The 24,669-nt window shown below is 57.0% G+C and carries 17 protein-coding genes; 6 read left to right on the top strand and 11 right to left on the bottom strand.

What is annotated here, in order from left to right; all coding sequences use genetic code 11:
- Window positions 1-49 precede the first annotated feature (49 nt).
- Genes LPB19_RS09310 through LPB19_RS09285 form a run of 6 tightly spaced genes read right to left on the bottom strand, consistent with a single transcriptional unit; the run spans window position 50 to window position 6,916 of the window.
- Window positions 50-1,018: an NAD(P)H-quinone oxidoreductase gene (locus tag LPB19_RS09310; protein ID WP_228289265.1), complete on the bottom strand. Its 969-nt coding sequence runs from the start codon at window positions 1,016-1,018 to the stop codon at window positions 50-52.
- A gap of 33 nt (window positions 1,019-1,051) precedes the next feature.
- Complete coding sequence (locus tag LPB19_RS09305) at window positions 1,052-2,173, bottom strand: tRNA-queuosine alpha-mannosyltransferase domain-containing protein (protein WP_206642651.1); 1,122 nt, start codon at window positions 2,171-2,173, stop codon at window positions 1,052-1,054.
- A 14-nt stretch (window positions 2,174-2,187) separates the two neighbouring features.
- A complete protein-coding gene (locus LPB19_RS09300; RefSeq protein WP_206642650.1) occupies window positions 2,188-3,918 on the bottom strand; it encodes a sugar phosphorylase in 1,731 nt (576 codons plus the stop codon).
- Complete coding sequence (locus tag LPB19_RS09295; protein ID WP_206642649.1) at window positions 3,915-5,141, bottom strand: glycosyltransferase family protein; 1,227 nt, start codon at window positions 5,139-5,141, stop codon at window positions 3,915-3,917. Before LPB19_RS09295 ends, LPB19_RS09300 begins: the two co-directional genes overlap by 4 nt.
- Window positions 5,142-5,156: 15 nt before the next feature.
- A complete protein-coding gene (locus tag LPB19_RS09290; RefSeq protein ID WP_206642648.1) occupies window positions 5,157-5,960 on the bottom strand; it encodes an HAD-IIB family hydrolase in 804 nt (267 codons plus the stop codon).
- A complete protein-coding gene (locus LPB19_RS09285) occupies window positions 5,960-6,916 on the bottom strand; it encodes a hypothetical protein (protein WP_206642647.1) in 957 nt (318 codons plus the stop codon). The genes LPB19_RS09290 and LPB19_RS09285 overlap by 1 nt, the downstream gene beginning before the upstream one ends.
- Before the next feature lie 70 nt (window positions 6,917-6,986).
- Between LPB19_RS09285 and LPB19_RS09280 the strand changes: the two genes are divergently transcribed.
- Window positions 6,987-8,441 (top strand): protein adenylyltransferase SelO, encoded by a 1,455-nt coding sequence (locus tag LPB19_RS09280; protein WP_206642646.1) that lies wholly within the window; start codon window positions 6,987-6,989, stop codon window positions 8,439-8,441.
- A gap of 58 nt (window positions 8,442-8,499) precedes the next feature.
- Here the strand turns inward: LPB19_RS09280 and LPB19_RS09275 are convergent, their stop codons facing one another.
- On the bottom strand, window positions 8,500-10,014 hold the full coding sequence (locus tag LPB19_RS09275; protein ID WP_206642645.1) for a fumarate hydratase: 1,515 nt from the start codon (window positions 10,012-10,014) through the stop codon (window positions 8,500-8,502).
- 340 nt (window positions 10,015-10,354) lie between these two features.
- On the opposite strand from LPB19_RS09275, the gene LPB19_RS09270 reads away from it, so the two are divergent.
- Complete coding sequence (locus tag LPB19_RS09270; protein WP_206642644.1) at window positions 10,355-13,486, top strand: hypothetical protein; 3,132 nt, start codon at window positions 10,355-10,357, stop codon at window positions 13,484-13,486.
- 412 nt (window positions 13,487-13,898) lie between these two features.
- On the opposite strand, the gene LPB19_RS09265 is transcribed toward LPB19_RS09270, so the two are convergent.
- The gene (locus LPB19_RS09265; protein WP_206642643.1) at window positions 13,899-16,583 is read right to left on the bottom strand and encodes a penicillin acylase family protein; all 2,685 of its coding nucleotides are present in this window, start codon (window positions 16,581-16,583) and stop codon (window positions 13,899-13,901) included.
- 131 nt (window positions 16,584-16,714) lie between these two features.
- The gene (locus LPB19_RS09260; protein WP_206642642.1) at window positions 16,715-17,794 is read right to left on the bottom strand and encodes a CaiB/BaiF CoA transferase family protein; all 1,080 of its coding nucleotides are present in this window, start codon (window positions 17,792-17,794) and stop codon (window positions 16,715-16,717) included.
- Between the two features lie 188 nt (window positions 17,795-17,982).
- Here LPB19_RS09260 and LPB19_RS09255 point away from each other — a divergent pair, with 188 nt between their 5' ends.
- A complete protein-coding gene (locus tag LPB19_RS09255; protein WP_206642641.1) occupies window positions 17,983-19,002 on the top strand; it encodes an AraC family transcriptional regulator in 1,020 nt (339 codons plus the stop codon).
- 7 nt (window positions 19,003-19,009) lie between these two features.
- Here the strand turns inward: LPB19_RS09255 and LPB19_RS09250 are convergent, their stop codons facing one another.
- Entirely contained in the window at window positions 19,010-19,864 is an 855-nt protein-coding gene (locus LPB19_RS09250) for a hypothetical protein (protein WP_206642640.1), read from the bottom strand.
- 5 nt (window positions 19,865-19,869) lie between these two features.
- Complete coding sequence (locus LPB19_RS09245; protein ID WP_206645753.1) at window positions 19,870-21,189, bottom strand: DNA recombination protein RmuC; 1,320 nt, start codon at window positions 21,187-21,189, stop codon at window positions 19,870-19,872.
- A 603-nt stretch (window positions 21,190-21,792) separates the two neighbouring features.
- Between LPB19_RS09245 and LPB19_RS09240 the strand changes: the two genes are divergently transcribed.
- The 3 genes from LPB19_RS09240 (at window position 21,793) to LPB19_RS09230 (ending at window position 24,668) form a co-directional block, all read left to right on the top strand.
- Window positions 21,793-22,182 (top strand): hypothetical protein, encoded by a 390-nt coding sequence (locus tag LPB19_RS09240; protein WP_206642639.1) that lies wholly within the window; start codon window positions 21,793-21,795, stop codon window positions 22,180-22,182.
- A gap of 174 nt (window positions 22,183-22,356) precedes the next feature.
- Window positions 22,357-23,154: an ATP-dependent zinc protease family protein gene (locus tag LPB19_RS09235; RefSeq protein ID WP_206642638.1), complete on the top strand. Its 798-nt coding sequence runs from the start codon at window positions 22,357-22,359 to the stop codon at window positions 23,152-23,154.
- Window positions 23,151-24,668, top strand: a complete 1,518-nt coding sequence (locus LPB19_RS09230) for an inactive transglutaminase family protein (RefSeq protein WP_206642637.1) — start codon at window positions 23,151-23,153, stop codon at window positions 24,666-24,668. The genes LPB19_RS09235 and LPB19_RS09230 overlap by 4 nt, the downstream gene beginning before the upstream one ends.
- Window position 24,669: the final 1 nt, after the last annotated feature.

The following is a 24,669-nucleotide window of genomic DNA, read 5'->3' as shown; positions in this document are numbered from 1 at the left end:
GTGGCTGGCAAGCATGACTGAGCCACCCCCGGAAGGCGCATTACCCTGGCTAATCGGACACTTTCAGCAGTACTTTGCCTGTGTTGCGATTTTCGGTGACATAAGCCATTGCCTGCTCGGCCTCGGTAATCGGCCAGTCGCAGTCGATCACAGGCTCAATCTGTCCGGCACTCAGCAGAGGCCAGACCCGCTTGTGCAGTTCCTGCATAACCCGGCCTTTATCTTCCACTGTCCGCGACCTGAGGGTCGACCCAATCAATTGGTGGCGTTTTACCAGCATCAGGCCCAGATCCACTTCGGCCATCCGGCCACCCATCAAGCCGATGAGGACAATCCGGCCATCCACATTGAGCACTTTTTGATCCTCGGCGATGTACTTGCCACCGACCGGATCGAGCACCATGTCGACACCGCCTCCCCAGGCTTTCACCGCATCCACAAAGGAACCCTCATTGCGGTTCCACAGGCCCGAGGCACCCAACTGCTTACACACCTCGAGCTTCTCGCTCCCGCCTGCGGTCGCGAATACCGGGTTACCGAACGCGGTAGCCAGCTGAATGACGGCGGTTCCCAGCCCACTCGCTGCGGCATGCAACAGAACCCGTTCCCCCGGTTTCAAGCCCGCTTCCATGTACAGGTTGAGCCAGGCCGTGGCAAAGACTTCCGGAATTGCAGCCGCCTGCCTGAGGGTGTAGCCCTTGGGAACGGGCAGCACCTGCACCGCAGGCACCACAACTCGCGTGGCGTAACCGCCACCGGTAAGCAGTGCACACACCTCATCACCCACGGCAAATTCACTGACAGAATCGCCCACCGCCGCAATACGACCACTGACCTCCAGCCCCAGTATGTCGGAGGCGCCGGGCGGAGGGGGATAGAGTCCTGCGCGCTGCATCAGGTCGGCCCGATTGATGGCGGTCCAGACAACCTCGATTTCCACATGGTCGGCGGGTAATTCGCTCTGGGCTTCGCAGTCCTCCCAGCTCAATTGTCCGTCAGTTACCCTGATTGCTTTCATCATGTCTGAGTTCTCGGATTTTGAGACGTTGGTTCAGGATACCCGATGTTTTTCCAGCGTTGTATTGATGGCTTTCTCATAGGTTGTCAGTAACCGGCTCATCCGCCATTTTTCGGGCACCGCGGCGGCACTTCCCGACCCCAGTAAGGTCCGCAGGCACCGGGCGGCGCCCCGGGATTCCTCATCGGGCCGATCCGGCGCACTCGGGTAGAGCTGCCCCTGAGGAACATACTCCGGATACGCAAGGCGCCCGGGTGCCAGCGCCAGACAACCTGACGCCATCGCCTCAAGCATCGACAGGCCCTGAAAATCATGCACTGCGGTGGACAACACCACATCGGCGTCCTGCAGCAGGCGATCATACTCGCCACGGTCCGGCAAGAACCCCCAGTGCACGACCCGGTGCCTGTGCCGCTCAAGAATAGCCTTGAATTCATCGGGCTGCTGCCTGAACTGCTCCCCCACCACACTCAACCGGAAATCCTGCCCGTGGGCCGCCAGCTCATCCAGTAGCATAAGCAACCGATCCGGGCCTTTGTCGTATTCCCAGCGATGGTTCCAAAGCAAGTGCGGGCAAGCAGAATTCAGCGCGCGGCGCTCGGTCATGAACAAGCGATCCTCAACCGGAACCGGCACAACTGAGGACTTACTCGCAAGCTGCTCGTAAACGCCGGCGGGGATCTCGTCCGGGAGTTTTCGAAAAAGCCCCTGCACACCGGCCAGAAAACTGCGCCGGTTCCAGTCACTGTTAAACAGAACAGTGGTGGCCGCAATGGCGCTGAAAAGATTGACCACCTGAGGGTCCACGCTTGCGTGCTGCCCTTGCGATTCGGGATAGGCAAACTGGTTCTCATGCATGTACAGGATGGCCGGGGTAGATGCCAAATGGGCGTGAAAGCCCCGGAGGGAGGCGAGATCCACCATGGACGTGGCAACAAGCAGATCCCAATGCTGTTGCAGAAGCGGTTCGTTCAGCCAGGACAATGCGTTACCCCGAATCCGCCAGCGGAAATAGCGCGGCGGTAACACCAGACTGTGCCATTCAAATGACTCGAGACCAGTGATCAGCTGCTCCCGCCAACGCCGGTGGCTACCGGCGTCGTAGGCAGATAAAACAAGTATTCTGGGTTTGCGATGGGCGGTCGAATCGGACATGCGGGCATTGTGCCCTAGTCCCGATTCGACAACCAAACGCACTGATACGGTTTCAGGGTGATGGTGCCGGACTGATCATCGATGGTCATACCGGAAATCAGGTCCTGCCAATGATCTGTACCGATCAGGTTGATGGAACTCAGAGGTACCTGCTGCACCTCGTCACTGATGTTGTGGATGCAGAAAATGGACTGATCCCGGCGCATGCTCTGGCGCCAGAACCCGAACAACTGCAAGCCAAGATGCAGGGTGAACTGGGTGGCATTGGGATGGAAGGCCGATTGCCTGCGGCGGATGTCGATCAGGCGGGTCAGCTCATGATAAGCCTTGCTGTGGTGGCTCAGAGGATTTTCCAGCTCGGTCTCCAGTTTGTCGATCTCCCACTGGCTGCGGTTGATCGAACGCAACCGGCCGGTGTTTTCCATCCGCTCAAGATCGTTTTCCGACGCCAGCAGACTGTGCATATAGAACGCCGGAATGCCCTCCAGGGCCAGCATGATCGTATGGGCGCAGATAAACCGCTGCAGCTGCCAGTGGTCCGCGCCGCCCTCAACGGTTCCTTTCAGCGCATCGTAAAGCGAGATATTGATCTCGTAAGGCTGATCGCGGCCGTCCGAAGTTCGACGATAGGATACCTTGCCACCAAATGACTCCATGGCATTGATCAGGTGCTGTTTCTCTTCCTCATCCAGCAAACCGTCCGTCGGGCGCATCCCCACGCCGTCGTGGGAGGCAATGAAATTCAGGTAGGTGGTGCCAAGCTGAGCCGGTGGCATGCTCATCAGCCAGGTTTTCAGGTGCCGACAATCACCAGTGACCAGAGTGTTAATCAACAACGGCGGCAATGAGAAGTTATAGATCACATGGGCTTCGTTGGCGTTACCGAAATAGGTCAGGTTTTCCCGGTTGGGCACGTTGGTTTCCGTGATGATCACGGCATCGGGCGAGTAATGCTCGATGAGCAGGCGCAGAATCTTGATCAGCTCGTGGGTTTGTTGCAGATGGATGCAGGGAGTCCCCGGCTCTTTCCACAAAAACGCCACCGCATCCAGCCGGAACAAGAGCACGCCACGCTCAAGGTAATAGCGGATGATCGCAGCAAATTCGATCAGCACCTGCGGGTTGGCGAAGTTCAGGTCAACCTGGTCCTCACTGAAGGTACACCAGACATAACGCTCGCCGTCATCGGTCTGCACCGGGGTGAGTAGCGGCGAGGTGCGCGGGCGAACCACGGCACTCAGGTCGTCCCTGGGATTGCCCTGAAAAAAGTAATCCTTGCCCGGATCCACTCGCTTCTTGAAGTTTTCGAACCACCGGCTGCGCGCGGACATATGGTTGATCACCAGGTCCGCCATCAGCTTGTACTCCCGGGCGATGGCTTCAATGTCCTCCCAGCTGCCATGGGATTCATTGACGGCCAGGTAGTCCATCACGGAAAAGCCATCGTCAGAGCTGTAGGGGAAGAACGGCAGGATATGCACCGCCGAGATGGTGTCTGACAGGCAGTCGTTCAGGAACTGACGCAGCGTCACCAGGGGCTTCTGCCCTTCCTTCTGGACTGTGTCGGCGTAGGTAATGAGAATAATGTCCGACTCATCCCAATTGTTCTGATGGGCCGGCGGGGGCGGCATGTCCGGCTCCAGGCCCATCGTCGATAGCAGTTGATCGGCCAGGAACTGACAATCCAGCGCGGGATAAACGACGTCCAGCATGGCCACCAGTTTGTCCCTGAGGGGCTGAGTCATGGGCGGAACTCCTCGTTATCCCGCTCAACCGCCTCGAACAGCTGCTCCTTGATGTCCGGAATCGCACTGGTGACCCGGTTCCAGCTCGGGATGAACGGTGTATCCATGGGGTTATCCAGAAAATACGCGCCCGCCCGCATCACGTTCTGGGCGAACAGCTCCACCGCTTTCTCTTCTTTGTGTCGATCGAAGGTGAGGCCGTTAATGATGGCGTCATTCTGGTAAGTTTCGACAAAGTCTAGTGCAATCCGGAAATAGGTTGCCTTGATGGTGCGGAATTTTTCACTGGAGAAGATCTCACCATTGGTGGCCAGTTTTCGGAACAGGGCCTTGGCGATATCCATGCTCATCTTCGACAGGCCGCGGCTGGCGTCTTCCGGCGACAACTCCTGATGCTTGTGATCGTAGACATCGGCGATGTCCACCTGGCACAGGCGGTTGGTGGCGTAATTGCGCTTCATTTCTGAGAGCACGCCAATTTCCAGGCCCCAGTCGCTGGGGATGCGCAGGTCGTTGATGACGTCGGTCCGGAAGGAGAATTCCCCGGCCAGCGGGTATCGGTAGCTATCCAGATAATCCAGGAAGTCGTTGGCGCCGCATACCTTTTTCAGCGCCCGGATCAGCGGCGTCACCAACAGACGGCTGACCCGGCCATTCATCCGGTTATCCGCCACGCGGGCGTAATAGCCTTTACAGAACATGTAGTTAAAGCCCGGATTGGCCACCGGGTAAATCAAGCGGGCAACCAGATCACGGGAGTACGTCAGAATGTCGCAGTCGTGCAGCGCCACGGACTTGCTCAGGCCGGCGGCCAGCACATAACCAAAGCAGTACCAGACATTCCTGCCCTTCCCCATTTCCGTCGGTGCCAGGTTCTGTTCGCGCAACGCCAGGTCGATGGCGCGCAGGCGCGGACCGTCGTTCCAGAGCACTTTGACATCGCTTTGCGGCAACTCTGAAAAGTATTCCAGTGCATGCCGGTACTGCTCTTCATCGGCACGGTCCAAACCAATGACGACCTGTTGCAGATACGGGACCTTGGTAAGCTCATGAACGATATTCTTCAGCGCCGGCCCTTCCAGCTCGGAATAGAGCGACGGCAGGACCAGGGACATGGGCCGCTCCTTGCTGAACCTCATCAGGTCACTTTCAAGGTCTTCCACCGGCCGCTCGACCAGGTTATGCAGTGTTGTAATTATTCCGTTCTGGTAAAAATCGCCCACGGTGGCTCTCCTGTATCAATACCCGTACTCAAAGAGAAGATTCAGTACGCACTCGTTCCAGCCCTCCGGGCCAGGCTTGATCGAGCGCATGGCGTGTCGGGCCGAGGGCAGCTGCACCTCGTCGCTGTGAACGCCCCGAATCACCACCGGAATGTCAGCGGATTCCAACATGTGCTGATCGTTCGGGCTGTCTCCGAGGGCAATGGCAACCAAAGGCTGGTCGCCATACTGCTCACGATATTTGTCCAGCAAAAAGCGGGCCCCATCCGCTTTATCGAAGACGCCCATGGCGTGAAAGAAGCGCCCACCCTGCACCAGGCGAAGGTTTTCCGCCTCCAGGCCCGCACGAAACGCTTCCAGCTCGGCATCGGTGCCGTCCCACAGCAGAGGTTCAGTGCCCAGCCGGTCTTTGGCCCGCTCCGCAGACGCAACATCGAGCCCCGTGATGTCTGCCAGAGCCTCGGCGGACAGATCATTAAAGCCCCGGAATTGGGCACCACCCTGGCGAAGGCTACCCAATACGGCCAGTACCCGCGCCCGGGATGCCCCAAAATTCATCACTTCTTCATCCGGGTTACCGAAGGTCTGTGGCGGAATGACTACAGCGGCCCCATTTTCGACAATAAACGGCGCCTGATTGCCAAGATCCGCCCTTACCTGCCGCACCTCCGGCGCCGTCTTGCTGGAGTTGAGGACCAGCGGAATATCTGCCTGTCGCAACCGCTCAAGCGCTGGTCCTGCGGCTTCCCAGCGGTAGTTGTCATGATTGAGCAAGGTGCCATCCAGGTCTGAAATGACCACGAGTCTGGGCTTGTTCATCAAGTTCTCCCTTCCTGATCGTTAAAGTGGGGCAGGCTGAGGCTGTGATCCTCAGCCACATCAATCAGCGCATCCGCCCGGGCCGGCATCTCGCTCAGGCAGAACCGGGTCACCCGCTCGTAGTGCATGATGAAACGCTGCACCTCTTTGTCGCTCATAATGCGCAGAGTCTGTGCGCCGCCAGATGCACTGCCCATCTTTGGTGCATTTTTCAGCTTTTCAGCCAGCTTGTGTTCCTGCAAAGTGCGCCATTCAAGCACGCTTTCCATCGATGGCGCCTTCAACATCACCAGAAAGTCCATCGGATCAAAGAACCGGTGGTATGCCCCTTTCAGACACTCATTCACGTAGCGCCGCCAGATCCCCTCCGGATCCTCGACAGCTTCCAGCGAATTGATCGGCTCCTCGAGCGCTTCTTCAGGTTGCGGGCGCGCCCCCAGGCACCAGCCCTCCACCAGAATCACGCGGGCCGGCCCCTCATACAGCGGCCACTGCTCACGGGGAACGCGATCATCAATAGACTTGTCAAAGCTGGGAATCGGGGTAACGTCGCCGGTATCGGCGGCCCGCAGCTGGGCAATCACCCGCTGCCCGAGCGCGATGTCGTGGGTTCCCGGCACGCCCCGGGTGATGAACAGAGGATGCACCGACTGCGCGAGCTGTTGCCGCTCAGCCCGCGTCAGGTACATATCGTCCAGTGAAAAACTGGCGGTCGGGCACTGGTGATGGCGGGTCAGAATTTCCCTCAGGAACAGCGTCAGCGTGGACTTTCCGGTACCCTGAGCCCCGTGAATACCAATGACCACGCTGGCCTGTGTCTGCGATTGCAGGGCCACGATATGCTGCACCAGCGGCATGATGGTCCGTTCGACCGTATCGGCGTAGGTACTGGGGAGGGCCTCCTGCGTGATCAGGCCGGTGACGGTTTGCTTCAGCGATGAGTCTGACACGTGCATTTCCCGGTTGCGTGGTTTCCTGATTAAACAGTAGCAGCAGTTTTCATACCAAAGGGAGAACGGGTACTTTATGAGCGGTAACGAATGGCAAGTGGAACATCGCTATCTGGACCTTCCGGAACGCTTCTATACCCGCGTCCATCCTACCCCGCTACGCGGCGCCAGGCTCGTCTGCTTCAACCACACGCTGGCAGACCAGATGGGCTTTAGCACCCGCGATCAAGACGAATGGGCTCAGGTAGGTGCCGGCGCAGAGCTGCTGGAGGGCATGGAACCGGTGGCGATGAAGTACACCGGCCATCAGTTCGGTGCTTACAATCCGGACCTGGGCGATGGCCGCGGCCTGCTGCTCTGGGAAACCATCGGGCCCGATGGCCGCCGCTGGGACTGGCACCTCAAAGGTGCCGGGCAGACCCCCTACTCCCGTTTTGGTGACGGCCGCGCGGTATTACGCTCGACCATCCGGGAATACCTGTGCAGCGAAGCCATGGCGGGCCTCGGCATTGCCACCACCCGAGCGCTGTTCATGACCGCCGCATCCGACCCGGTGCAGCGCGAGACGGTGGAAACCGCCGCCACGCTGATGCGCGTCACCCCGAGCCACATCCGGTTCGGCCACTTCGAATTTGCCTCCTATCACTTGGGGGCCGGCGCAGTGAAAACCTTGCTGGACCATGTCATCAGCCTGCATTTCCCGGAGCTGGAAGAACTTCCGGAACAAGAGCGCTACCTGCGCTGGCTTGAAACCGTGGCGCAGCGCACCGCCCGACTCATCGCCGACTGGCAGGCCGTGGGTTTCTGCCACGGGGTGATGAACAGCGACAACATGTCCATCCTTGGCGAAACCTTCGACTATGGCCCCTTCGCCTTCCTGGACGACTTCAACGCCGGCTACATCTGCAACCGGACCGATCAGGGCGGACGCTACGCGTACAACCGACAGCCCCAGATCGGTTTCACCAACTGCCAGTACCTGGCCAACGCGCTGCTGCCGATCATGGACGAAGACGCGCTTCGCCGAAGCCTGCGCCACTACGAAACCGCCTACAACGAACGATTCATGCGGAACATGCGCGACAAACTCGGACTTTTGATGGCACAGGAAGACGACCTGCAGCTGGTGATGGACACCTTTAACTTGTTGCACCAGCACAGTGTCGACTACACCGGATTCTTCCGGGCACTGTCACACCTGCACAGCCGCGGCCCATCCCCAATACGGGATCTGTTTGTAGAGCGGGAAACGGCCGATAGCTGGCTCGAAGCCTACCAGCAGAGACTGGAACGCGAGGAGCAATCGGCCGAGGACCGCGAACAGGCGATGCTTTCGGTGAACCCGAAATTCATCCTGCGTAACTACCTGGCACAACAAATCATCGATGCCGCGAAGAATGAGGACTACCAACCCATGCAGGATCTGCTCAAGGTTCTGGCCAAACCATTTGATGAGTGGACGGAGTTCGAGCATCTGGCCGCACCACCGCCGGATTCCGGGAAAGGATTGGCGCTGAGCTGCTCGTCCTGAGCCAAAAAGAAAAAGGGGAAGCCGAAGCTTCCCCTTTTTTGATCATCAAGCCAGAGACTTAAACGGCTTTGGCCGCGATGATCTTCTCATGCCATTCGGCAGGGCCAGTCTGGTGCACGGAGGAACCGCGAGAATCCACGGCCACGGTTACCGGCATGTCTTCCACTTCAAACTCGTAGATCGCTTCCATACCCAGTTCCGGGAAGGCGACAACTTCGGCATCCTTGATCGCCTTGGACACCAGGTACGCGGCGCCGCCAACGGCCATCAGGTACACCGCGCCGAATTCCTTGATGGCATCGATCGCCACCTGGCCGCGCTCAGCCTTGCCGATCATCCCGGCCAGACCGGTCTTTTCCAGCATGGTGTGGGTGAACTTATCCATCCGGGTTGCGGTCGTCGGGCCGGCAGGGCCAACCACTTCTTCGCGCACCGGATCAACCGGGCCCACGTAATAGATGAAGCGGCCTTTCAGATCGACCGGCAGCTCTTCGCCCTTCTCGATCATATCCACCATCTTCTTGTGCGCCGCATCGCGGCCTGTCAGCATCTTGCCGGACAGCAGAACGGTTTCCCCCGGCTGCCATTCTCTCGCTTCTTCCGGAGTCACCGTATCCAGGTTCACCCGGCGCACGTTTTCGCCCACTTCCCAGGTAATTTCCGGCCAGTCGTCCAGGCTCGGCGGCGTCTGCAGGGAAGGCCCTGTGCCGTCGAGGGTAAAGTGCGCATGACGGGTGGCCGCGCAGTTCGGGATGATTGCCACCGGCTTGTTAGCGGCGTGCGTCGGGTAATCTTTGACCTTCACATCCAGAACGGTGGTCAGGCCGCCCAGGCCCTGGGCGCCAATGCCCAGGTCATTAACCTTCTCGAACAGCTCCAGACGCAGCTCTTCCGAGCGGTCGGACGCGCCGCGCTCCTGCAGCTCGTGGATATCAATCGGGTCCAGCAGCGCTTCCTTGGCCAGCTCCATCGCTTTCTCCGCGGTGCCACCAATGCCGATACCCAGCATGCCCGGCGGACACCAGCCAGCGCCCATCTGCGGCACCATCTTCAGCACCCAGTCCACCACCGAGTCAGACGGGTTCAGCATGGCAAACTTGGACTTGGCTTCAGAACCACCACCCTTGGCGGCCACGTGCACTTCAACCGTATCGCCCGGCACCAGTTTGTAGTGAATGATGGCCGGCGTGTTGTCCTTGGTGTTCTGACGCTTGCCGTCCGGGTCAGCCAATACCGACGCTCGCAATACGTTGTCCGGGTGGGTGTAAGCACGGCGAACACCTTCGTTGATCACGTCGTCCAACGGCATGTCGCAATCCCACTGCACGTTCATGCCCACGTTCACGAACACGGTGACAATCCCGGTGTCCTGGCAGATCGGGCGGTGGCCCTGGGCGCACATGCGCGAGTTGATCAGAATCTGAGCCATGGCATCTTTGGCCGCCTGAGACTCTTCTTTCTTATAAGCCTCATAGACACCCTGGATAAAATCCTTCGGGTGGTAATAGGAAATGAACTGCAACGCGTCCGCGACGCTTTCAATCAGGTCGTCCTGGCGGATTACGGTGGTCATAGGCCCCTCATCAAGCTTGAATTCGATCTGTTCTTTGAGTGATCAGAAAAATAAGAGGCGAGAGTTTAGCAGAAATTCCACGAAACGAGTGAGCCGCCCGGGATAAGCCCGCGTTCTGGGAAGGACCAGCGGGGTGCAGAATCACACTTTCGGCTGATCAACACTTTGTACTTGTCTCGCTATAGTCGAGGATACAGAAATTGGATTTAGCGCTGGCTACATTCTGAACTTCCGACAACCAATTTGATCAGAACAGGCCGCTGGCAAAGGGCTTACCGGGTAAGACCGGCCCCGTTAGCAGCCGACAATAACGACACAACAACAGGAAAAGGTTCCACACATGTTTAAGAAAACACTAATAAGCGTTGCCGTGGCATCTTCCCTTGGACTCACCGGCTGCTTTGACAGCGCCGACTCAGGGGCGAATGCGAATCCGGATTATAAGATTAACAACCCGGCTATCGATGGTAAGACCTGGCCGCAGTTCAATCCTGTTACCGGTCAGCTTCCACTTCCGAACGACCTTATCTTTGATTCCGAGCAGGGTGACGGAACCTTTGGTGTAGCGGACACCACACCTCCTGTAACAAGCGCGCTTAACGAGCTGAGCGGAGCATCCACCGTTGCTCCAGCTGTGATTCAGTTTAACGGCATGATTGACGCCGATTCGGTTGACTCCCGCGAGTTTATTCTTGCGAATCCGGAAGATCCGACAAGCCTAATTCCAAACCCGAATCAAAACGTATTCCTGATTGAGCTTGATTACGCGAGTGGCGACCCACTGCGCGGACTGAGCAACAGCGAACCACCCACTATTCCGCTGGCGCTTACCGCTCAAACAGCCCTTGGCGGTGACGAGACCGCATTTGGTGAGCTGCTGGGCCGCGTGTCATCTCCTGCATACCGAGCTGATGTCGTCGAACTGGACGGCCAGTCCGCCATCCGCATCCTGCCTCTGAAGCCTCTCGATCCGCAAAAGCGTTACGTTGTTGTGGTGACCAACGAGGTTCTGGACATCAACGGTGATCCGATCGCACAGTCTCCGTCCTACGCCAACATCACCGACGAAAATCAGCCACTGGGAAGCTCATCACTAGCGCCGGTTCGCGCTATTATGAACGGGCTGTGGGAAGCCATTGCGACAAATTACTTCCAGGTTACGAACGGTGCACGCCCGGACAACAAACTGACGGCCGAAAATATCGCATTGTCATACAGCTTCACCACCTCAAACGATGAAAAGGTACTGCAATACATTGCAGAGCCTGCTGCATGGTTCGCTGATCAGTTGACTGCCTCGGTGAAAGTCGAGACCGCCAAAAAGACTGTTGGCGCAGCCAAGTTCGCCGCGAACCCTAAAGACCCATCACTAACGGTTGAAGCCGGCTACGATTTCAATGGCGACGGCGAGATCACAGCAGCCGACTTTGACGTCAACGCCGATGGCGAATTTAACGCCAGCGACTTTGACTGGAATGGGGATGGAAAATTTGATTATGCAGATACCACCGCATCCACAACTTTCGCCGTCCAGGCTTTCCCTATCGTAGCCGGTCCGGCAGTAGACCCTGAAGGAAACTGCCCAATCAGCCCTGGAGAAGATTTCATTAACTGCGTGGCAACAGGTGTCGCAGCACAGCTTTCGGCAGCCCTACCCACACCAACTCCGGACAATCGGGACGCAGAAGACTTTGTTTTCGGTGACAATACTCCAAAGCCTGTTGCTCTGGTTTCATCTGCGGCCGCTTCTGTATATCAAAGCGTTGCTGGTCAGATTGCCGCCGCAGGTGGCACCCCCCCGACAGTACTGGCCTTAGAAGGCACCGTATCCCTGCCCTACTACCTGGGTACCTCAGGTAGCGACATCCTGACCAACTCGTGGAAAGCGGATAATGCTCTTGCAGCTGGCTTGAACGCTGTGTTTGAGGACCTGGGTCTCAGCATCCCGCAAGCCGACCCCACCAACAGCACAGCCGTTAACTACATCTTCCCGTTCCCGAAGAAGACAACGGACGTTGATGTACCTGCGCTGTTCATTTACCCGCAGAGCGCAAGCACCAAGGGCGTTATCATGTTCCAGCATGGCATTACGACCGATCGGAGTGCTGCTCTGACGTTCGGTACCGCCATGGCGACACTTGGCTACACCGTAGTCGCAATCGATCAACCGCTGCATGGTGTTGCTGCCTTCACCACTGAAGATCAGCAAGAGTGGGCGGAACGCATTCTTGCAGGTGGCCAGAACGTGAACCCTGCACTGCCGGCCCCAACCGAACAAAACATTGCGGCTTTAATTGAGGGACAACTCAACGTTGGCTTTGTCATTGCGGCAACAACTACCGACCCTGCATCTCCGACTCCGGCTGAAACAGCCCAGGCAATCATTGACGCCGTTCTGGGCGGTGGCACTAGCGCGAGCTTTGGTGTACCAACAGACGATGGAATGGGAGGTAACCCTGCAGCTAACCTAGACTCTGCTATCCAGTTCCTCGAAGGCGCCGAGAACTCGGTTGCAAATGCAGGAAGCACCATCCCTGGCCTGGCACCACAGGAAGGTAACGAGCGTCACTTCGGCGTCTACGCGCCGGCGCCTGGCCAAATCGCAGCGATTGACTACGAGGCTGGCAAAGGCGATTCGGGCAGCCTGTTTATTAACTTGCTCAACTTCCTGAACACCCGTGATAACAACCGTCAGAGTGTCGTGGACCAGATGAACCTGCGAGTCAGCCTGAACGATCTGGACCTGACCGGGTTCGGTGGTGCAAACTTGAGCACTGCTCAGTTCAACTTCGCTGGTCACTCTCTGGGCACTATCACCGGCGCTCCGTTTGTTGCAAGCGTTAACGCAAACCAGCTTCCGGTCATTCAGACATCAGTAGGTCTGGCACCGTCCTCCTACAATGACATTTCTGCCGTAAACATGCTCACGCCGGGCGGTGGCATTGTGCGCTTGCTGGAGAACTCTCCGACCTTTGCACCGCAGATCCTGGCAGGGCTTGGAGGAAATGGCCTAGCACAGGGCGACGCGAACCTGGAGACTTTCTTGAATGTGTTCCAGGCAGCTGTTGATACAGTTGACCCGATCAACTTCGCTGACAACCTGAACTTAAGCACCCCTGCCTACCTGATCTCTGAGGTAGAGGGTGATACGGTCATCCCGAACGCGGCCGACGAGGCGCTCTGGGGCATTGCTTCTCTGACTGGCACCTTCAACGTGGAAGGCCCAGATGGAACCGAGTTCCCTGTTACCGTGGATAGTTTCAACGCACCGCTGGCAGGTTCTCGCCCACTCAGCCTGATCTTTGAAGAAGGCGTAGAGAGCGATCTGTTCTTTACCTACACTCAGGAAGCTTTCCCAGCGCAGGAAGGCGAAGACCAAGTGAACCACGGCACGCCAGTGTCTGGTGCACCGGCAAGCGCGTTTAGCCGGATGGTTGGAGAAGCAGACGTGCTATTCACTCCAGTACCGTAATTACACAGCCCGCTGTGTAGCCAAAAGCAAAAGCCCCCGCCCCGGCGGGGGCTTTTCTTATTGCCCTATCTAAACACTTGTTCAAGCCCTCTCCCGCGCACTCACTTTTTACCCAATCCAAGATACAGAGATAGACATTCAATCATGGTTACGTGATGCTAATCCGTTATTGCCCCCTACTTTAATGGCGTGAGTTAATGAGGCTTAGGCAAACAGTTAGCCCTCTGATCTGGCAGGCACAAGGCTTCGAACGAAAGCACTCTTGATCGTGCTGAGTATCCAGCGATGCACTGGTAGTTCGGGATGTCACTCAGGAGCCAACGCATCTTAAGCGCCGCAACAATCAAGAGAAAAAAGAATCACCTAAGAAAAAGGGCCCCGAAGGACCCTTTTCAATCTATGAGACGAGTTTTTACTGAACTTCGCCAGTAAGTTGCAACTCATCAATCACATTTGCCTCAATTTCTGCCTGATCAAGGTACAGCTTCCGATAATCTTTGCTCGAGTAGCGCTCGGACTGGTTTGTAAAAAACTTAGAAAGGCTATCCGTCGACTGAGAATAACTTACCAAGCCATAGGCCTCTGGGCCATTATCAGTAAACTCCAGCCCAAAATGCCAACTGGTACCCCGAGCAATCAACCAGCCATCAATGTTGTTCACATTGGCCGCACTGTTGACGTCAGCAAGCCCCGCAGTATTGGGAATGACCACATCTGTTGACGGCCCAATTCGAGGAAAGACCGTGTCTTCCATGACTTGCGAAGTCACAACCCCAATGGCGTTGAATGCCCCATCAATATTGCCATCACCGCCATGCCAGGGAATTCGCTCACTCTGAAACAGAGGGTCACCACCCGGGGGCACATCACCGGATGGCCGATAATATTGAATACTTCCAAGCTCGGCTTCAGGCGCAATCCCCTGCCCTTCAAGAGCAGTTACACCCGCTGCCAATGCTCTGAGCATGCGATCCCCGGCCGTTCCTCGGTCAACCTCCGAAGGACCTGTCGGTGTATTAACAGGGTCAGCTGGGTCGAAATCTACGGTCAGATCAGAATCGGTCGGGTCAGAATCGATAAAGTCGGCCTGATAGTTAGCGATGAATACCCGGAAAATATGAGCCCCCACGCTATCGAGGTCATAGAGACTGTCCCAAGTCTGAAGCTGCGCGCACCAGGGTGTAAGATCAACATCGTCCACCAAAACCAGCGGATCAGTAATCAATGAACAGCGCTCGCGAAGTTCGGGAAGGAACTCTTCGGCATACCACGCACGGTTGTTCCAGATTACGTTGATGAGGTCCACGGCACCAAATTTCCCGTCATCTCCCGCTGGCGCCAAGGCATCTCCCAAGCCCTGATCCATTGGATCCTGCAACATCTTTATACCAAGCCTGGTTCGCGGATTCAGCTGCGCATTCTCAGCCCCGAACATGGGTGAATACCCCGTCAGAAATTCTGCAGGGTTAGTAGCCCAGTAACTGGAATTTGAATTCTGAACCCAATCAGTTCTTAGTAGCTTGGGCCTCTGGTCGTAGGTAACGAGTCCACCACATTCGGTCTCGACCCAGTCATCACGAGAGGTATTGCCATCAAGCAAGGTCAGCCCTGCACTGAATAGTGTGTCGTATTCAGGACTAAGCTTACGCTTGAACTCGATTAAACCGAGGGCCTCGGGCGATAAATTTGGAACAGAGCTACTGTCGATATAAAAGGCATTCCCATCTGCATCTGCATATGTGGAGTTTGTCCACAGGGTTGACCCACAGTTTTTGAAAACCTCTTGGAACTCTTGCAGGTTAGAGGCCCGACTCATACCCAACCAGGTATCCAGCAGTCCGCTTGTGTTGGCGTTTGCATCTCGGTAGGTGTAGGCGGTGTTCGCCTCTCCCCATTTAGGTAAACCTTCGATGCCTTCATCCGGATTAGCTGTGATGGCATTGCCAGAAAGCATGGGACCGTACTCAGAAAAATAGAAAGTTCTCTCCAAGACCACTGGGGCGGGCCCACCCAGGTTTGCTTCAATCTGGAACTTCTCCTGAGTGATCGGAACCTCTTCGCCATCTTTGATATAAGTCAGAGGATCCCCATCTTTCAGTGTCAGTTCATAAACGGTAAACCTTCGACTTGTAGTTACAGTGTGGGACCAGGCGAGATTTTCGTTGAAGTTGATTAACGGAATCGCAGTGCCCAGCAAACCTGCACCGTTAATGTTGAGATAACCCGGCACGGTCATCTGCACCTGATAAAGGCGCCTGTGACCGGTGTATGGGAAGTGCGGATTTGCCAGTAGGGCTCCGCGCCCTTGTTCTGTCATATCCTTACCAATACCCCAAGCGTTACTGGCGAGCCCCATATCCTTAAAGTTGGTCCGGGAAGTTGCGAGAATACGCGCACTCTCAGCTACACCGCGAGGCAACGGCTCATTCGTCTGGGCAATGACAGGCTCTGGTTCAGCTGCAACCGGATCCTCCCCGGGAATGGCGATGAAAATAGCGCCGGTAGCAAACAGAGCACCGCTGGCGTACTGACCGACGATGCGATAGTGAGCAAGCAGGTCAGTTGGCTCAATCTCGGTAACCCAAGGCTGATTTCGACACTCCTGAGGAAGATCTGCCGGATCCGTTTCAGCCACATACTTATTGTAACCGGCGGTAAAACCCTCAACCAAGGCCTTGGATTCGTCGCTCAGAGAGTCAAACTCCGCTTCTGCACCACTGAGAATCTTTTGGGCCTTATAACTGAAGTCGTTGATGATGTTGATGCTGCCGGGGCCAGGCCCGAAGTATTTAGCCCGCTCACTGCGGGCCTTTACAATGGCCTCTGCGAGCAAACAAACGTTATCTTGTGCCTGAGCGTAGCCATTGCCGAACGCGGCTGATTGTAGGTTATCTGCAGTGATGTGAGGCACACCATCAGTAGTGCGGCGAATGTTGGCCTCAAGCTTCCCATCTTTCGGGAACAGGTTTGGGTTTTCCAGGGCGTCCGGATTGACGGTGATTTCGCCGTCAGAACAGCCACCCAGGACTGCAGCTCCCACCAAGGCCAAGGCGAGGCCTCGCATTCGGTGCCCCGCGGGAGAGGTCAATAATTTCATAAGGTCATCCTTATTGTTGTTTATGTCGGGCGTTTGGCCCACTGGAAATATAGCACCCTTACTTGCACAAGTTTCGCTTCGGTATGTCCGTTCCGAATGAATACGGTTTCAGAACGTAACCGTCGTCGGTTTTATTCGCTTGAACCATCAGCCGGGCGGAATTTGATCGGCACTCCCAACTGGCTCTGCGGCTTGCCATCCCCCCGATCCACCTCAACCACCATGGCCCTGGCCCTCAGTTGGGGATGCTCCGCGGCTTCGGAGAGGCTCAGCACGGGCTCAACACAGGCGTCCTGTTCGCCAAACACCGCCTGCCAATGCGCGAGGCTCTGCTGCGCGATTTTTTCCTTCAGGGCGGCTTTGAGGGTTTGCTGCTGTGCTGGGTTCTGGCTCAGCGCCAGGCTTTTCATCTCCGCCAACCCCAGGGCATCGAGCAGTCGGGCGGAAAACTGGGGTTCCAGGCTGCCGACCGACAACCATCGGCCATCACTGGTCTGGTAGTAATCGTAGAAAGAGCCCCCGTTCAGCAACGCCCCTTCCCGCTCCTGCTCCTGACCACCCGCCAGGCAAGCCGCGCCGGCCATGGCGTTCAGGGCAAAGGCAGCGTCGGTCATGCTGATATCCACGAAACAGCCCTTGCCGGTTTGCTGGCGCTGAATGACGGCGGCAAGAATACCCATGACGGCGTGGTGCGAGCCTCCGGCCACGTCGGCCACCTGAATGCCCATTGGTGGCGGGCCGCTGTCGGCCCGGCCGCAATGGCTGGCCACACCGGACAAGGCCAGATAGTTGATGTCGTGTCCCGCTCTGTCCCGGTAGGGCCCGGTCTGCCCGTAGCCAGTAATGGCGCAGTAGATCAGCGCAGGGTTGCATGCTTTCAGCACGTCATACCCGATACCCAGGCGATCCATCACGCCCGGTCGGAACTGTTCGACCACGATGTCGTAGTCCTGAACCAATGCCTTCACCCGCTCCACGGCCCCCGGCTCTTTGAGGTTAAGTGTCAGGGTTTGTTTGCCGCGGCTCAGATAAGAAAAGGTGGTACTGAATTTGCCGTCATACGGTGGCATTACCTTGGCCAGATCCACCCTGTCCGGCGCCTCTACCCTGAGCACCTCCGCACCCATATCGGCAAGCATCATCGTGGCGTAGGGTCCGGGCAACAGGGTACTGAAATCGAGCACTCGCAATGAGCTCAAGGGGCCAGGCATCGTTCTCTCCTTCGCGTCCAGGCAGTTATCTTTGTTGGTATTTCATGCTGCCCGCTTTCCGAGTCCGGGCCAACTGCCAGAGCGTTCAAACCAGTTGGCCGATTCTTCCATTCCGCCAGTCTTCCAGACATTGCATTGTTCTTTCAGGGGCTTATGATGGGTTTCGGCTTTATTGAATGGCGAGCGGGATGTCCAACCTCACGGTTTCAAAGCACTTTGTTCAGGCGGCGCTGGGCGGGGCGCAATCTTTGGGATTCGACACGACACAGCTGCTCCGGGAAGCCGGCATCTCACCGGAACTCCTGCGCATCGACATGGCGCGAGTCAGTAGCGACCAGTTCAGCGAACTGATGCGGGTCATCTGGCATCGCCTCGACGATGAATGCATGGGCATGGGCCCCCGCCGGGCCCGCGTGGGTACCTTTGCCACCATGTGCGCTCTGGTGATCGATTGCCCCACTCTGGAGGCGGTTTACCGCCGGGCCTACCAGTTTTCCCGTCTGTTCGAGCCGATGATTGCCATGGAGTTGATCGTCAACGGCGATCAGGCGCGTCTGGTAACCCGGATCGAGGGGGAACTGCGGGATCCTGACTATTTCCTGCGGGAGAGTCTGCTGGTGATCTGGCACCGCCTGGGAAGCTGGCTGATCGGCCAACCGGTGGAACTGGAACTCGCGGAGTTTGACTACCACAAACCTGAACACGCCGATGAGTACCGGCACATTTTCCGTTGCCCGCTATCGTTCGACGCTGGGCACACCGCTATCACCTTCGACACTCGCTTTCTATCGGCACCGGTGATTCGCGACAAATCGGAGATGCGGCAGTTCCTGAAGACATCCCCCGCAGACCTTCTGTCACGGCCAGATGAAAGCAACACCTTTACCGGCCGGATCCGTGCCCTGATCGGCCGTGACTTCTCCAGCCCGATGCCCGATTTCGAATGGATTGCAGCCGAACTGCACACCAGCCCCCAGACCCTGCGCCGCAGGCTGAAGCAAGAGAATACGTCGTTTCAGGAGATCAAGGATTTGCTGAGGCGGGACATGGCCATTTACTACCTGAGCCGGCAGGAACTGCCCATCAACGAAATTGCCGGCATGGTGGGCTTCACCGAGCCCTCGACCTTCCACAGGGCGTTCAAAAAGTGGACCGGCGTCACCCCCGGTGCGTACCGGGAGGGTGAACGCGGTAATCTGTCGAACTAGGGGCTGATCAGGAACCCGTCGGGGTCTGCAGGTTACGAATCAATTGCCCCAGAGTACGGGCAATCTCGCGGGTCTGATCCCGGTTCTGGGACAGCTGAAGCAGCCGTGAGCCGTCACGCGGGTCATACACCCAGCACGCGCCCACTGTTGATTCACAGCCCCACTGTATCTGCGGGTTAACGCCAAACACCGGTAGCGACTGGGCTTTACGGACCACCTGATCGTCAGCGTTGCGACGAATTTCCTGGATACTGACCGCATCGGCGCTTGCGCCAATCCGGTACTGCACATCCGCAGGCTGATCAACTTTCACAATGGTCTGGTCTTCACGCCAGCCCGCCACTTCCAGCAGGCTGTTCAGGTGCATGACCAAGGCTTCCCGATCGGAATCCACTAGGTAAAGTTCTCGCAGCGAGTTGATTCTCTGTCCGCCGGCGGGCTCGATTACGGCGATCTTACCGGCTTCGCCGCCTCCTGCACCGTTTGCCGGTGTCTGGCTACGGGCTTTTTCAACTTCCGTGATCAGCTTCAGGGCTTGCTGATAGTTATCGCCGTCAGTGCCCGCGTTGTTGACGTAAGTTTCCAGCGCCGACTGCGCCTCGTTTAGGTGCTTGGCCTGATACATCACCAGGCCACGGAAGTAGAAATAGTCTGCGGGCTTGTTGCCCTCGAGCTGCTGCAGGCGGTTCAGGTACTCGCCGGCATCGCCCCAATTTTCCGATTCCACCGCCTCTTCGGTTGCCAGCATCAGGCGGCGCATTTCATGCTCCGGAGCCAACGCAAAGGCTTGCCCAGCCATCAATGCGGTTATTAGAACCAACCCCCGCAGCGGGTGCCGACTTTTCCGTTTCGCTACTGCCATGACATTCACTCCTGCTGATTATCCGCGCCTATCGCCTGCGCTTCTGCTTCCGGTCGCTCAACGTTTCCTGGTTCGGAATCATCCTCTCCGGCATCCACATCGGCCCGCTCGGTGACGGACCTGGGCAACTCCTTCTTGACCCTCACACCCAACTCCACAAACCGGTTGGCCTGTGAAATCAGGTTGCCCTTTCCACGGGTCAGGGTGTTCATTGCTGAATCGTAAGTGCCCTGAGCTGTCTGCAACTGATTGCCCAGTTTTTCCATCGCATCCACAAACACCCTAAGTTTGTCATAGACCGCGCCGGCACGATCCGCAATAAGGCGGGCATTCTGGCTCTGCCGCTCGTAGCGCCAGATGTTCTCGATGGTTCTGAGCGTGGCCAGCAAAGTGGTGGGTGTTACCACGATAATCTTTCGCTCAAAGGCTTCTGCGAATAGGTTCTCGTCCTGCTGAAATGCCGCCACGAACGCCGGTTCGATCGGCATAAAGAGCAGAACAAAATCCGGTGACCGAAGGCCGTTCAGCTGGCTGTAATCCTTCTCGCTGAGGGTGCGGATGTGGTTGCGAACGGCCTCGACGTGTTCCTTCAGAGCCAACGCGCGAACGTCTTCCTCGGTTTCATTCACCCATCTCTGATAGGCCAGTAGCGACACTTTGGAATCGATGATGAGGTTGCGTTCGTCGGGCAGGTGTACCACAACGTCCGGACGCAGCAACTGGTTATTCGCGTCCCGATAGCTTCCCTGGGTTTCGTATTCGTCACCTTTGCGCAAACCGGATTTTTCCAGCACCCGTTCAAGGATCAGCTCGCCCCAGTTACCCTGAATTTTCTTGTCCCCTTTCAGGGCCTTGGTGAGGTTGGAGGCCTCTTCAGTAATCTGGCGATTAAGCTCCTGCAAGGACTTGATTTCGCTTCGCAGTGCCTGCCGGTCCCGGGTTTCGGTGGTATAAACATCTTCCACCCGTTTGCGGAAATCCTGCAACTGATCGCGGAACGGGTTCAGCAAGGTGTCGAGGCTGGTTCGGGTCTGCTGAGTGAAGCGTTCGCTCTTCTGCTCGAAAATCTTGTTGGCCAGGTTTTCGAACTCCTGCTTCAGCGCGTCGCGATTGCGCTCGAGCAAGTCCAGTTTTTCCGACGTCGCGCGACGCTCTTCATCGAGCGTCACTTCCTGTTCGCGCAGGGCGATTCGGGCAGCGTGCAGATCCTGGCTCAGCTGGTCCGCTTGCTGCTTCTGAATCCGGTAGTCGCCCTCCAGCTCCTCGGAGCGACGCTTACGGCCCTCGATATCGGATTCGAGGCCTGCAACGCGCGTCTCCAGCATGGTTGAACGTTGCCGCCATTGCTCCAGATCCTGCTCATAGCGGGCGATACGCTGATGCTGCTCTTCAAGCGATTGCGCCAGATGCTCCGCCTGCTGCTGATCCAGTGCAAGCTGATGGTTGGCATCCTGCAATTCGCGTTCGGCTTCCTTCCGGTAGAACGCCTGATCTTCCACCTCGGCCGTCAGCTCACGCGCGACGGATTTCGTTCGCGCCAGCATAGCCGCCAGAAAAACAATCAGGAACAACGCGAGCGAGGTGAGTCCAGCCATCAACTGGGGGTTAGCTACGATCCATCCGGTGACAGCTTCGGGCACTGCGTTTTCTCCTGAAGTCGGTAAATGTCTCAACGGCCAATAAAAATGTCTGTGCGGGTATCAGTCTACCTCATCAGGGATGCTTTTTTCGCGCCAAGCCACGATTCGCCGTTGCAGATCACTGCGCAAATCTCGACCAGGTTGCAAAACCACCAATCCAGCGAATCTGCTTATGGACTGCCCACGTAAGATCAACTAAAACGGACCTAGGTCGCTCCCTCGAAGTGTGCTGTGTTTACAACCGGCCTTAGAATTCCACTGAACAAGACGGACAACGGACTGCAGAACATGCTGAAAGAACTCTGGAGAAGACTGGGGACTGACTTTGCGTCCCCGGACTGCAGCGACTCGGATTATGAGGGGTTCCGGTCGTTTGGCGATGGCGGCCATAACAGTTCAGACCGATTCAATGTCTGGGCGCAGATTACCCATACCGGCCACTTTCACCTTGAGCGCCTGACAGGTTTACTCCAGTCCCGCTACGGAAAATCCTATCAGCTTGATCACCAAAAAGGCCGCAACCACAGGCTCGGAGAGCTGATCAGTTACGCCGCCCGCATTCAGGATCAGGATATTCAGAGAGAACTCCTGCTGTTTTACCTCAACTGCTCGCCGGCCGTTCAGGATTTTCTTCGCAGTGAGACAATGCTCGGCAAAGGGCCACTGCTGCCCGGCTAGCTGTCGGACTGTCCGATCACCAGAGCAAAATTTATTCCTTTTAACCATCTGTAAAGCAACGTCACACGTTGCTTGTTGTATACTTCTGCTCCACATACCTTCAGTAACACTCACACAGATCGCCGCGCAATTTAATGCCTTCGGCGTGACCGGCTGCCATCTCAGGGGTATTTGATGAGCTTACGACCGATGCGGGCCAACGTCCCGTTCCGTCAAGTGTTGTTGGTTTTCGGCATGATTTCCGTGCTGACAGGCTGCTCCTTTAACCGGTATCTGATGGTGCCGAAACAGGACATGAACGAATTAAGCAGTTCCATTCAGACACAGCGGGTCACTCTGGTGACCATGGAAAACAATGCCGGTATAAGACACGAAACTACGCTGGAGCGGCAGGAAGAATCCACTCAAGCCATTCTGGACGCCATCCAGACCCAGGTTCAAAAACCCCAGTGTCCGCCGGTGCGGCCGGAGAAGGTCTGCCCCGCTACCGAGGCATCTGGCGGCCTGACCGAACGCATGCAAGGCAAGCTCATTGTCGGCGAACTGGAGAGGATCTTTCTGGCCGAACCCGGGCAGGTCTATACCGCACGGATTGACAGCGGTGCCGAGACATCCTCCCTGGATGCCCGCAACATCACGCGCTTCGAACGGGATGGCAACAACTGGGTGCGCTTTGATGTGCCCATTCCGGGCACAGACGAACTCATCACCCTGGAAAAAGAAGTCGCCCGGCGGGTGAAGGTCTTTCAGGCCAGCGCTGAAGATGCTGAGCGTCGGTTGGTGGTGGAGCTCCAGTTCGCGATTGGCGACCACCAACAAGTTGCAGAGTTCACCTTGACGGACCGGGCAGACCTGACCTACGAAGTATTAATAGGCCGTAATATCCTTCGCGACGTGATGTTGATTGATATAGGCAGGGAATTCGCCACCAAATTACCGGAATCAATTCTCCAGAACAGGAATGACTCGTGACGTCCCGATCGCGCCTGCCGTTTTTCATTGGCGTTTTTCTTCTCATTGCAGCAGGGATTGCTCTGGCTGTATGGCGACATATTGAACTGGGCATTCCCTGGCTGGCCGGGGAGCAACGCCCGGTCTGGATGATTGAAGCCCGAGTCGATTTTGAAGGCAATGAAGACCCTGTTGTTGCCAGCCTTCATGTACCAGAACAGCCACCGGGATTCCGCGTGCTGAGCGAACAGGCCGCCTCCCCGGGCTACGGTTTCTCCATTCTGGGAAAATCCGGCAGTCGGCGCGCGGAGTGGACCAAGCGCGCCGTGTCCGGACCGCAGACGCTCTACTTCAAGGCACAGTTCATCCCGGACGATACCGCCAAGAGCCCGCCCCCGGATCGTGAGCCCAAAGCGCGCCGAGTGTTCTGGGAAGAGCCCCAGGCAACCGCCGTGCGCGAGATTCTGGAACGCGCTGAAGCGCGCTCCAGCACGCCGGAAAGCATGACCCGGGAACTGATTCGCCTGATGCAGCCGGATACCCGCACTCAGAACACCACGCTGCTGGTTGCCGAGGAAGACTACCTCAACCTGCTGGTGGACATGCTGAACCATTCGGGCATCCCGGCCCGAACCGCGGACGGATTAAAGCTAAGGGACGCGCGGCGGCGCCAATCGCTGATGCCATTCCTGCAAATTTATGATGGTTCGGAGTGGCTGACCTTTGACCCGGAGTCGGCGAACCAGGGCATTCCGGACAACCTCCTGTTGTGGCGCCAGGGCTCGGACTCCCTGCTTGATGTGATTGGCGGCGACAATTCCGAGGTCAGCTTTTCCATGCTCCGACAGACCGTTCCGGCCCTGCAGCTGATGACCATGGAACTTGAAACCAACGGCCTTGGGCTGATCAGCTTCTATGAACTGCCCATCGAAGAGCAAAGCATGTTCCGCATGCTTCTGTTGCTGCCTCTGGGCGCCTTGATCGTTGCCTTCATGCGGATCGTGATCGGGATTCGAACATCGGGCACGTTTATGCCCGTGCTCATTGCCGTAGCCTTTGTGCAAACCACGCTGATTCCCGGCCTGATTGCCTTCCTATCTGTGGTAAGCATCGGCCTTGTCATGCGGGGCTATCTGTCGAGCCTGAATCTGCTGTTGGTCTCGAGAATCTCCGCTCTGATCATTCTGGTTATCTTCATCACTGCGGGCTTGAGCATCCTTGGCTATCAAATGGGTTTCAACACTGGCATGACCGTTACCTTCTTCCCCATGGTCATCATCGCGTGGACCATTGAGCGGATGTCGATTCTCTGGGAAGAGGAAGGTGCCCGGGAAGTTATCATCCAGGGTGCGGGCAGCCTGTTTGTCGCCATCTGCGCTTACCTCGCCATGAGCGCACCACTGGCCGGCCACCTGACCTTCAACTTTCCCGAGCTGCACCTGACCATCCTCGGGATCATCCTGCTCATGGGTCAGTACACCGGCTACAAGCTTACCGAGCTGACACGCTTCCACCCTATGAAGGTGTACGACTGAC

It is taken from the genome of Marinobacter salinisoli (assembly GCF_017301335.1).
Taxonomy (GTDB): domain Bacteria; phylum Pseudomonadota; class Gammaproteobacteria; order Pseudomonadales; family Oleiphilaceae; genus Marinobacter; species Marinobacter salinisoli.
Note: the sequence above shows the minus strand (reverse complement) of the source record. Positions and strands in the feature narration are given on the sequence as shown.